The sequence below is a fragment of the Oceanobacillus sp. B139/18 genome, assembly GCF_055524595.1.
On the sequence record NZ_JBVFXI010000006.1, the window covers coordinates 128264 to 140352 of the forward strand.

The following is a 12089-nucleotide window of genomic DNA, read 5'->3' on the forward strand; positions in this document are numbered from 1 at the left end:
ATCTTTTCATTAAAAATGGAGGTATGAAAATGCATGCTGCACAATCGGAGCAAAGTGAAACACAAATAGTAAAAACGCAAAAGCTAAAAATGAGTGAAAAACTAACATTTGGTATAGGAGATTTTGGAGCAAATTATAGCTGGACCTTTATTGCCTCTTTTCTCACTATATATATGACGGATACAGTGGGGATTTCAGCTGGAATAATTGGAACGATTATTCTAATCTCCCGTGTTACAGATGGGTTCACTGATTTATTTATGGGGACCTTAATCGATAACACGAATTCAAAGATGGGCAAAGCCAAACCATGGGTGTTTTGGACAGCTCCCATTCTCGGTGTATTGACATTTTTATTATTCAATGTGCCAGGGGCATTAGACCAAACTGGAAAAATCATATATATTTTTATCATCTATTTGTTAATCTCTGCAGTTTTTTATACCGCTAATAACGTCGCTTATTCTTCTCTGACTTCTCTTATGACAAATGATAAGAATGATCGCGTTTCATTAGGAAGCATCCGCTTTATTTTTTCACAGCTGGCTGTTTTATCCATTACAACATTTACGACTTTTTTTGTAAGCGGATTCGGCGGCGGTCAACAGGGATGGACGATTACTACAATAATTTATGCTTTTTTATGCGCGGTCCCTTTGATGATTACCGGGTGGTTTGTAAAAGAAAGAAATATTGCTAAGCGAAAGACTGAAAATAATACAACACAAAGAGTTCCCTTTTTTCTCATAATGAAAGTATTGTTAACAAATAAATACTTTATTATCACAATTGTTTTGTACTTGCTTTGGTATTTAAGGCAGACTGATAACGGTATCAGAGTTTATTATGCTACTTACGTATTTAACAACGCTGACATCATGGCTATATTAAGCTTAGCAACTACTGTTCCAACAATAATAGGATTAATGTACGCACCTAAATTTGTAGAAAAGTTCGGAATTCGAAGAAGTATCGTCATAGGGTTAATTATTTCCATTATCTCTTATTTGATTATGACCGTATTCTCTGAGAATTTAACGTTACTGACTATAGGTCTTATTGTAAACGCTATCGGTGTTGTTCCTTTCACAGGTGCACTTAGCGCTATTGTAGCAGACGTAGGAGATTTGATTTATTGGAAATCAGGAGTTCCTGTACAAGGATCTGTGTTTAGTTTAACAAGCGCTGGCATGAAGATTGGATCTGGGTTACAAGGGGCTATCGTCGGTTGGACACTTACTATTGGCGGATACGTTGCTGGTTCTTCCATTCAACCGGACAGCTCGATTTTAGCAATGAAATCCATGCAAATTTATTTTCCTTTTGCATGTATCATCATTATTATGCTAGTCACATTCACATTAAATTACGAAAAATTTATTCCATCTGTTAAGAAAGAAATTCAAGAAGGAAAAGTTGGCGAGAATCGTACTAAAAACTTAGTGAAACTTTAATTATATTGGGAGGAAATAAAAAATGACTTTTGAATATCATGTAGCGAAAAACGGGTCTGATATGGCCGAAGGAACAAAACAAAATCCTTTTTTAACAATTAACAAAGCAGCTTCTATTGTAGTGGCAGGTGATAAAGTTATTGTACATGAAGGAGAATACAGAGAACGAGTAAACCCTCAAAATTCCGGATTAAGCAATCTCAGAAGAATCACTTACGAAGCAGCAGAAGGTGAAAAAGTAATTATTAAAGGTTCAGAGCATATCCAAGATTGGCAGGCAGTAGAAAATAATGTATGGAAAGTTCAATTACCTAATTCATTTTTTGGAGAGTACAATCCCTATACCGAAGAAATTTTTGGTGACTGGGTCGTTTATAACCCCGGAAGACATTTAGGAGACGTTTATTTAAATGGTATGTCCTTTTACGAAACAGAAAGCTATGAACAACTACTGGATCCCGAGATACAAACAGAAGTATTAGATCATTGGACAAACGAAGTCGTCCCTGTTCATAATCAAGAGCAAACAAAATTTGTTTGGTTTGCAGAGGTCGATGAATACTACACAACAATTTACGCTAATTTTCATGAGTTTGATCCAAATAAAGAATTAGTAGAAATAAACGTTAGAAAATCTGTGTTTTATCCAGAAAATACAGATATTGATTATATTACAGTTAAAGGATTTGAATTAGCACAAGCAGCTACTCCTTGGGCACCGCCTACCGCTGATCAACCTGGACTGATTGGTCCTCATTGGAGTAAAGGCTGGATAATCGAGGATAATATCATTCATGATGCGAAATGCAGCGCAATCAGTATTGGAAAAGAAGCCAGCACTGGAAATAACTTTAGCAGCAAACGAAAAGATAAGCCGGGTTACCAATATCAATTAGAATCTGTGTTCCACGCTCACCAAGCAGGTTGGAACAAAGAAAAAGTCGGTTCCCATATTATCCGAAATAACACAATCTATGATTGCGGCCAGAATGGCATCGTAGGTCATCTTGGCTGTGTATTTAGCGAAATCTATAATAATCATATTTATAACATTGCATTAAAGAGAGAATTCTTCGGGCATGAGATAGCAGGTATTAAATTACATGCCGCGATTGATACGCAAATTCACAATAACCGTTTCCATGACTGTTCTCTAGGCATATGGTCAGATTGGCAAACACAAGGTACGAGAATAAGCAAAAATCTATTTTATAGAAATAATCGCGACTTGTTTGTTGAGGTTAGCAGTGGTCCTTATTTAGTTGATCATAATATACTAACTGCAGACTATGCTTTAGATAATCATGCACAGGGCGGTGCTTACGTAAATAATATCATTCGCGGCAAAATGGTTCATCGCAAAATGTTGGATCGTCCAACTCCTTACCATTATCCACACAGCACAAAGGTAGCTGGTTTTGCAGCTACTTATGGCGGAGATGACCGTTTTTATAATAATATATTCATCGGCGATTCCAACTTTGAAGGAGTTGGCACAGCTCATTACAACGGCTATACAGCGTCATTAGAGGAGTATATTGAGACTGTAAAACAAGAGCCCGGCGACCATGAAGCATTCCATAAGGTGAATCAGCCTGTATATATCAATCATAATGCCTATTTCAACGGAGCAGCTTCTTTTGAAAGGGAAAAAGATAAGCTTGAAGTAAATCGTTTTGACCCTAAACTACGTATTATTGAAGAAGGCAATGAAGTGTATCTCTCTTGTGAACTTCCGGATGATTTTGAAAACATCCTCGGAGAAATCCAATCTACCGGAACGCTACCTCGAGTACGAATTGTTGATGCAGATTTTGAAAACCCAGATGGAAGTGAAGTTACTTTAGATACAGATTATCTGGGTAAACAAAGAAAAGAAAAAAGTGTTTTGGGACCAATTGTTGATTTAAAAAATGGAGAAAACTATGTGAAAGTCTGGGGATAAATGTTAGTCTAAACGAGATAAAATTAAATAAAAAGGGCTTGGATTATCAAGTCCTTTTTTCACTTACTCATATTGGAGTTGATCTTATGAAAGTAAACACAAAATACTTAAATGAAACGTGGAAGCTTTTCGTCTTAAAAAATGATTTTGGTATGGAGGTAAATATATTAAATTTCGGCGGAATTATCACGAAAATTAGTACTCCAGATAAAAATGGAAAAGTTGAAAATGTTGTTTTGGGATATGATAACTACGAAAATTATGAGACAGACTCTTATTTTTTGGGCGCTATTATTGGCCGAGTAGCTGGACGAATCAAAAATGCGCACTTTTCATTAAATGGAAAACAATATGAACTAGAAGCAAATGATGGAGTAAATCATTTGCACGGCGGCTCCAATGGATTTCACCAAGTCCTTTGGGAAGGAGAAACATTTGAATCAGATGCGTACGCAGGCGTCATCTTGCATTATATTAGCAGTGATGGCGAAAATGGTTTCCCCGGAAATGTGAAGACAGACGTTACATACACATTAACCAAAGACAATGAATTAATATTGGACTATTGGGCACAGACAGACGAAACAACACCGCTTACTTTAACAAATCATTCCTATTTTAATTTAACAGGCAATTTACGTGATTCAATACATGATCATCATGTTACGATAGATAGCCATCAATTTACAGAGCTGGATGGTGCCTTGTTACCCACTGGAAGATTACTTGATGTAAAGAACACCCCCTTTGATTTTACTCAAGTTCGGACGCTCAAGGAAGGTATAGTATCAAATTTCGAACAGAATAAGATTGTAGGAAATGGTTTTGACCATTATTTTATATTCGATCACGATAAAAAGGAAAATGTATTTGTCAGCGAGAAGACGAGTGGACGCACGCTTGCTATTGAAACGAATCAGCCAGGAATGGTGATGTACACTTCAAATAGTTTAGATGATGGGGCGGCGTTGTTGGAAGTGACAACTCAAAAGTATTTGGGTGTGTGTTTTGAAACACAGGGATTTACTGGTTCATTGCATGATGATGGTTTGCCTAGTATTATTTTGGGGGCTGGGGAGGTGTACCGGAAACGAACGGCGTTTCGATTTGGGGTGGAAAAGTAAGTTATAATGCTCTCCTAAACAATTATGAGTATTAAATGCTATAAATTTATACGTAAGGCTTTTGATGCTGACCTGATATTTTTATTTAAATATTTAAATTATCTCGAAAAAAAACGCCTAAATCGAAAGGTAATTCGATTTAGGCGTTTTAAGAAATTATTACTTTTGGTATTCCTTCATATGTTCCAAAAACAAATTCTCATAATATGAGTACCATGATAACGGCATCCTTAAGGATACTTCATTCAGTAATCTTGAAGATAAATTTCAAGAAAATAATGATGCTACAATTTATACAGAATCTATTTCTAAGTTTCGATTAATCTTTTCTATAGTAATCCCATCCAGATTCTTCTTACACTTCAATTCTTATCAGCGTCAATAAAGCATTAATACATCCTTGAGAAAAGTTTACAGTATGAAGCATTACCTAATTGTTCGTTTTAATTACTTCTTTAATACAGATTAAAACTTTTTATACCATCCTATAAAAGATGCAAAAAACCATCCCAAATAACGTCACAAACGTCGGCGTTAATGAGATAGCTAGAATATTAATTGCATATTCGGATTTCTTTTATTTTCATTACAAAGAAGATCACTTTAATTAATTGCTTCCTTTTTAATCATAACGATTTCAGAATAAGTTTACTTTCAATTAATCACGTAGCTTGTAGTTGAACGTTGTATCGATATCGATCACCGCGATAAAAAATCTCAGCGTATTCAATCAGTCGCCCCTGCTGATCTTCTGTCATTCTTTGCACATATAACAAAGGGCTATTTTCTGGAACTTTTAAATAGTCTGCTAAATATTTATCAGCTATAACAGACTCAATAGTTTCTTTCGCTTTATTTATAACATATCCTTTTTGACGAAATAATTGATATAAAGAAACATCTGGTGCATTTAGTTCTTCTGATGACAATTGAATAAAATCGGGACAATATACTCGCTGGAAACCAATCGGAACATCATCAATCAATCGTAATCTTTCATGACAACTCACCATGGCACCTTTAGGCAATTCAAGCTGAGAACACACTAATGGAGAAGCTTGAATATTCTCTTTGAATGAGATTAACAATGATTCTATCGCCCGTCCGTTATTTTCTTCAGAAAAACTCAATAATGTTTGCAGTTGTAATGATTCTTTTTTACTTAATACAATTGTACCAACACCATGAATTCGTTGGACATACCCTTCATCAACCAATAATTGTACTGAATTCCTCACAGTAATCCGACTTACATTATACCTTTTCTGCAACTCTGGTTCAGCAGGCAGCAAATCACCAACGACGAATTCGCCGTTGATGATTTGCTTTTTTAATTCTTCATATATAGCTATATATTTAACGCTGGTTCCCTTCATTATCTTCCACCACATTTGCTAATGAATTTGCTAACTCTACTAAATTATAATCATTGGCGGCTTGTACAGTATCGAATAAAGAGATAAAACGCTTATCAGATAAATCTATAAAAGCTCCAACCATCGACCCGACAATTGTTGCAATGGTATCCGTATCATATCCTATATTTACGGCATCAATGACTGCTTGTAAAGCATCCTCTTTGTTTAAAGCAATAATTCCAAACGCACAAGGTACTGCTTCTGATATATGCAAGCCACTGCCTACCACTTGTGATAAGCGACGTAATTTCTCATCTTTTGTACCAAAGCCATCAACTATATTATACGCTAATTGGATACGCTCCACAACACTTGGTCCTGCAACTTCCCGAGAAATGAACTGCGCCTTAGTTTCACCTCGGATAGCACCATAAAGACCTGCGCTTAATGCTTCATCAACCGTTGCATGAGGTGCTAAAGAAGCACTTGTTGCAGCAGCTACTGCACATGCTCCAGAAATCGCCAAGGAATTATCATGCGTCACTTGCGTAATAGTAATGGCAGAATCAATTGCCTGTTTCAAATTATCCGGATTCAAAATACCTGCTGGCGCAATCTTCATCGCCGCACCATTAGTTGCTTTGGAAGCATAATCTACCGTTGCTGCTCCAGGCAATGGCTTCATTTTCAACGAAGGGTCTTTATACATTGCTACTGCACTTCTTGTAGTTGGACCTGCAAAGCGATCAAAATACCACGGAACCTCTGACCAATCTAAAATTGCTTTAACCACAATATCCCTATCAATCACACCTTTATTCCGTAAAATTGCTTTGCTAAGAAAATAGATTTGTGAAAAATCATCCGTTACCTGCCCAGCCTCATTTCCTAATGCAAAAGCTGTTTTACCAGGTTTTTCCATTGTCGTCACTGGTTGGCCAAAATGTGTGCGAATTTGATCAAATGACATGTTCTCCGTAACCGCTCCCATTGCATCACCAATTGCTGCCAATCCTAAAATTCCTTGTATTTTTGTATTTAAATTCACTTCTATCATCCTTTCATTGATTCATTTGATATACTTACCTCGATTTAGACATTTCTGCCTCTGGATCTTTCACACCGAAAATAAGCGTTAAGATCATACCACCAAAGAATGAAATGGCCAAACCGACAATATACGCCCATAACGTTGGACCTGCGAATGCAGGAATTGTAGTCAGACCTCCAAATATAAAAGCATAACCAACTACATTAAATGCTCCCATAAATGCTCCTCCCAGTGCTGCTCCTATACATCCAGCTACTAATGGACTCTTAAATTTCACACCTAACCCATAAATCGCCGGCTCTACAATCCCTGATAAAAACACAGAAGTCATCGCAGTTAGTGAGAATCCCTTTAACTTTTTACTTCTAGTGCGTAAGAAAATAGCTAGTGCTGCTCCTGCCATCCCAAAATTAGCATTTGCACCATAAGCAATAAAAGCAGAATATCCGTTACTTGCAATCTCCGGAATAATTACCATTGTATTCGGCGCCCAATGCACTCCAAATAATATTAAAATATTCCATATCCCACCAATAAATGCTCCAGTAATAATTTGGTTAGCACCTGTAAACCAATCAATAACATTGGCAACCCCAATACTTAAATAATTCCCTAGCGGTCCGAATATCCCTGCAGCAACCGGAACCAATACCAATAACAATATCGTAGGTATCACAATCATGTGTAAACTATTTGGCAATTTCTTTTTCATATAGTGTTCCATTTTTGATTGTAACCAAGTAGTTAAAATAGCTGGAATGATTTGACTTGTATAATTAAAAACAGGAATAGATATCCCTAGAAAAACTACTGTATTTCCGCCATCTCCTTCTATCAAGTCAATAAACTCAGGCATAATCAAAGCTCCTAATACCGCAATCGCAATATATGGACTTGTATCAAATCGTTTAGCAGTTGTAATTGCTACTAAAATAGGTAAGAAATAGAATACGGAAGTCGCAGCCAGTGTTAAGATTAAATTCGTTGTGCTTTCAGTTGATAACCACCCTAATTCATTTGCTAAAATTGTAAAACCTCGAAGTAAACCAGCCCCAGCTAATAATGGAAGTAAAGGAGAAAAAATACTAACAACTAACGCAACAAATTCATTAAACCAATTACCTTTTTTATTATCGTTAAAATGAGTATTTTCCGAATCATCAGGAACAGCCTCATCGTCCGACTTCCATAGTTTTATAAACTCCTTATAGACATCGCCAACATGTGTGCCAATTATTATTTGAATCCCTGAATCCCTATCAACAATACCTGTCACACCATCCAATGATTCTATTTTTTTAGTTTCTACCAATGTACGATCTTTCAATGTAGGGCGTAAACGAGTTGCACAATGCGTTATTGACACTACATTATCTGAACCTCCCATCAACGATAATAATTGATCCGCCAGAAATCTTGATGTTCCCATAACTTCTTACTCCCTTCTAATTATAGTATAAACACCACAAGACAACAAGACGTTATGACGTCTTATCGTTAAATCTATAATATAATATTTTTTCAAAAATGTAAACGGTAACAAAAATATCTTCTATTGAAAATTAACACCTTTTTATTTCTAAATTTCTTTATATACTTAGATTCGACAAGTAACAGTAACAATTCTCTAACAGATTTTTAATTGATAACTAGAGATTCTATCCAATACAAAAACTCCCTAGAGAATATAAAATCTCTAAGGAGTTTTTATTTATTAATTGTCGCCTTAAGTTTATAATTCGGTACACTCCAACCCTATCAATTATTACTTCCATCAACGAAATCTATTACTTTCTATCCCCATCATTTTCCACCCCCCTATTCATCTCCCATCTTTCCCTTCTTCCTCTCCATCCCAAACTTAATCCACCCATAAATCACCGCAACCGCTCCAAAATAACAAACACCAATAGATAAATAAGCTAAAATCTCCCAAAATATCATGTGTGATTCTCCTCCTTTATCCCTCAGGATCAAGATCCTCTTGCATAAATGCTTGAGTTGGCTGTTTATTCTTCGTCAATTGATGTGCAATAAAGAATGTAAACAGGTTCATGCAGATTCCAACAATTAATGTAGGGATTTGGAATGGTTCGTTAAGGCCGTAATTCCATAGGAGAGAAGAGATAATCCCCGCCAGTATAGCTGGTATCGCAGCGTATGGCGATACTTTCCTGTCTCTCGCTTTCCCCCATAATAATGCAATAATAATAACGGGAACAATGGACGGCGCCCAAAGATCAAAAATGAATACCATTAAGTCGAAAACATTTGGAATTAAAAGGGCAACAAGAATTCCGCCAACTCCTACGATAAGTGTGGACCATTTGGCAAGGTTAAGCATTTGCTTATCTGTTGCTTTCGGATTAATAAATTCTTGATAGATATCCCTCGTGAAGATGGTGGAAGCAGTATTTAAGATAGAATCTCCAGTGGACATAACGGCTGCAATAAGCCCTCCGAAAATCAATCCGACAGCGCCGGTTGGCATATGCTCTAAAATTAATGTGGTAAATACAAGATCCGGATCGGTGCCTGGAAGAAGAACAACACCCGCTAGTCCGATAAAAACGACAGCAGTTGTCATGAAAAAGTAAAAGATGCCAAGGTAGGTCACCGAGCGCTTACTATCTAATGCATTTCTGGATGAAACATACCTCTGAATGTAAAAAGGAGCTAATGCTTCCCCCAGTAAGAAGGTTAAGAAGAAAGCAATCATGGCAGCAACGGTCCAGCCGCCGGTAAAATCTAAAATGCCGGCATCGATGGCGCTGACTTTTTCAACGATGGCTGGTACGCCGCCGATATTATTTAGTGCCAATGTCAATGTTGTTGCAACGCCGACGGTTAAGATAATAAATTGAATGGCATCCGTATAAATAACGGCCAGCATGCCGCCTCCCCAAGTGTAAATTACCGTAATAACAGAACCCAAAATAGTCATTGGAATATAATCAAATCCCGTCAAGGTTTCCAGAATTCTTCCCATTGCCAGCACCTGTACCCCAAACATTCCTACGCTATATAAGAAAGAAAAGATACCGGACACCAATTTCCCAGAGCGTCCATAGAAATATCCAAAAACATCTCCTACGGTGTAGACATTCCCCAGATTTCTAACCCGCGGCGCGACAAATTGTCCGATTAAAATTTGGCTGAAAACAACACCAAAAACGGCAAGAAAGATAACCACACCAGTATCGTAAACGAACGCCACCCTGCCAATGGTTGCTCCGCCGCCGGCTAATGTTGCTGCAAGCGTCGCAAAAATAAGAGCCATTGGCATGGAACGGCCGGCAACGGTATAGTCTTTAAAACCGGAAATTCTTCTCATGGAATAGTAACCAATGTATAAGACGAGCGCTAAATAAAATAATACGATAATAACATCAAAGGTATTTACTGGCATATATCTTCCCCCTCATTTTATGATTTTTCAAATCGTGCTGGTGAGAAAGCTTCTATATTCAAGTCTGTTTGCCCGGTTAGGATGATTTCGGAAATCATTTTCCCGCTTACGGGTGCCATAGCCAAGCCTACCATGGCATGACCGGTACAAATATACATATTGTCCAGATGAGGTATCGCCCCAATGACCGGCATGCCATCAGGAGTCATTGGTCTCATCCCTCCCCATTCTTCTTCGGTATCTCCTTTGATTTCTTCCTTTAGATATTGAGATGCAGCCGACCGAATCCCCTGCACACGTTTCTTATCGATGTTTACATTTTTTCCAGACAGCTCCATGGTTCCTCCGATGCGGATAGCATGGTCAAAAGGAGTAATTCCTCCCTTTAAATCACCGAGATAAAGCGGATGATCGATTTCTGTTTTAGGATTCGTGATTGTAATACTGTAGCCTTTCCCTGCAGTCAGCGGCAGCTTATAATTCAGCTTTTTTCCTATATCATCAGACCACGCTCCGGCGGCCAGCAGGAACGCATCCGCTTCAAAAACTTCCTGCTTGGTCTTTACCGAAGTAATCTGATTCTCCTGCTTTTCAATATCTATCACTTCTGTATTTGAATACAGCTTAACTCCCAATGCTTTTAATTTTTCCACCATCCCTTTGGAAAAGGACTCTGGACGAATATGGTATTGATTCTCTAAAAAAATGCCGCCCTTTACATCATCAGAAAGTGCAGGCTCTAATGTTTTAACCTCCTGCTGATTTTTGTACTCCGGCTTTTGATGTCCATACTGATGCGAGACAGCTTTCAGGCGCTCTAATTTCTTCTTGAGGTTCGCCTCATAGAGAAATACAAACAGCATTCCTTTTTTATGCAATTCGAAAGTAACGCCATCCTTTTGAATCTCATTAAATAGAGATAAGGTATGCTTGCTTGTCGTTAATAAAGCCTCTTCCCCTTTTTTAAAAGCCGCTTCATTACAATGTTTCATAAATTGCGTCAACCAGCCGGACAGCTGCGGCATGGCAGAAGGCTTGATATAAAGCGGGCTGTCTTTTTTCATTAGCATTTGGATGGATTCCGTTACCAGCCCGGGTGTCGGCACCGGCTCATGGATTGCAGGACAGACCCATCCTTGGTTGCCCCTGGAGCACGCCATGCCAAATTCTCCTTTTTCAATAATCGTCACCTCTGCACCGGATTTTCTTAAAAAATAGGCGCTGGTAAGGCCGATAACGCCTCCACCAATTATGATTACTTTTTTCAAGATAAGGACTCCTTTGTTAAGCATTTGTGAAACAGTAAGATTAATCAGTAATTATTAAATTTTTCGTTAATTAAATAGATGCTTTATTCGATGGATTGTTCTATCTCGAATTATTGCCTGGCAACACATAAAGCTTGTTTTCTGACAGGCTTAGTTAGCACCCTCTTAATATTTTACAATTTTCTAATTTCTATTATACAAGATTAGACAGAATATTGCTTTATTTTGTTTTAATTTATTTAATATATGGCAGTAAGATCAACTTCTAATAAATAGGTTAATCTTTAGCTTATCATTAAAAACTCTTACTTTTCCCTCAACAGCAGCACAACCTATTAGCCTTATAATCTACCTTATCCAAAATATAGCACATTCCACAGCATCCCACATAAGTTACAACAATCTCATTTACATTATTCTTAACTAATCATGTTTCTATCATTCACACATCCTATGACCGTATTCCCTATCAAAACACCT

The 12089-nt window shown here is 37.4% G+C and carries 9 protein-coding genes; 3 read left to right on the top strand and 6 right to left on the bottom strand.

Features of this window, described 5'->3' with window-relative positions; all coding sequences use genetic code 11:
- Positions 1-29: 29 nt before the first annotated feature.
- The 3 genes from ACZSMY_RS17195 (at position 30) to ACZSMY_RS17205 (ending at position 4523) form a co-directional block, all read left to right on the top strand.
- Positions 30-1454, top strand: a complete 1425-nt coding sequence (locus ACZSMY_RS17195; protein WP_465148036.1) for an MFS transporter — start codon at positions 30-32, stop codon at positions 1452-1454.
- Between the two features lie 22 nt (positions 1455-1476).
- Positions 1477-3399 carry a right-handed parallel beta-helix repeat-containing protein gene (locus ACZSMY_RS17200; protein ID WP_465148037.1) on the top strand — a complete coding sequence of 641 codons (1923 nt, stop codon included), beginning with the start codon at positions 1477-1479 and terminating at the stop codon, positions 3397-3399.
- A gap of 86 nt (positions 3400-3485) precedes the next feature.
- On the top strand, positions 3486-4523 hold the full coding sequence (locus ACZSMY_RS17205; protein WP_465148038.1) for an aldose epimerase family protein: 1038 nt from the start codon (positions 3486-3488) through the stop codon (positions 4521-4523).
- A 662-nt stretch (positions 4524-5185) separates the two neighbouring features.
- Here the strand turns inward: ACZSMY_RS17205 and ACZSMY_RS17210 are convergent.
- From ACZSMY_RS17210 to ACZSMY_RS17235, 6 genes are all read right to left on the bottom strand, one after another.
- Positions 5186-5899, bottom strand: coding sequence for a GntR family transcriptional regulator (locus ACZSMY_RS17210; RefSeq protein WP_256705101.1), 714 nt, complete (start codon positions 5897-5899; stop codon positions 5186-5188).
- Positions 5880-6938, bottom strand: a complete 1059-nt coding sequence (locus ACZSMY_RS17215) for an ADP-ribosylglycohydrolase family protein (protein WP_256705102.1) — start codon at positions 6936-6938, stop codon at positions 5880-5882. The genes ACZSMY_RS17210 and ACZSMY_RS17215 overlap by 20 nt, the downstream gene beginning before the upstream one ends.
- A 25-nt stretch (positions 6939-6963) precedes the next feature.
- Complete coding sequence (locus tag ACZSMY_RS17220) at positions 6964-8361, bottom strand: PTS transporter subunit EIIC (RefSeq protein ID WP_256705103.1); 1398 nt, start codon at positions 8359-8361, stop codon at positions 6964-6966.
- 389 nt (positions 8362-8750) lie between these two features.
- Positions 8751-8876 (bottom strand): hypothetical protein, encoded by a 126-nt coding sequence (locus ACZSMY_RS17225; protein WP_256705104.1) that lies wholly within the window; start codon positions 8874-8876, stop codon positions 8751-8753.
- 16 nt (positions 8877-8892) lie between these two features.
- On the bottom strand, positions 8893-10341 hold the full coding sequence (locus ACZSMY_RS17230) for a sodium:solute symporter family protein (protein WP_465148039.1): 1449 nt from the start codon (positions 10339-10341) through the stop codon (positions 8893-8895).
- 17 nt (positions 10342-10358) lie between these two features.
- A complete protein-coding gene (locus ACZSMY_RS17235) occupies positions 10359-11609 on the bottom strand; it encodes an NAD(P)/FAD-dependent oxidoreductase (protein ID WP_465148040.1) in 1251 nt (416 codons plus the stop codon).
- Between the last annotated feature and the right edge of the window lie 480 nt (positions 11610-12089).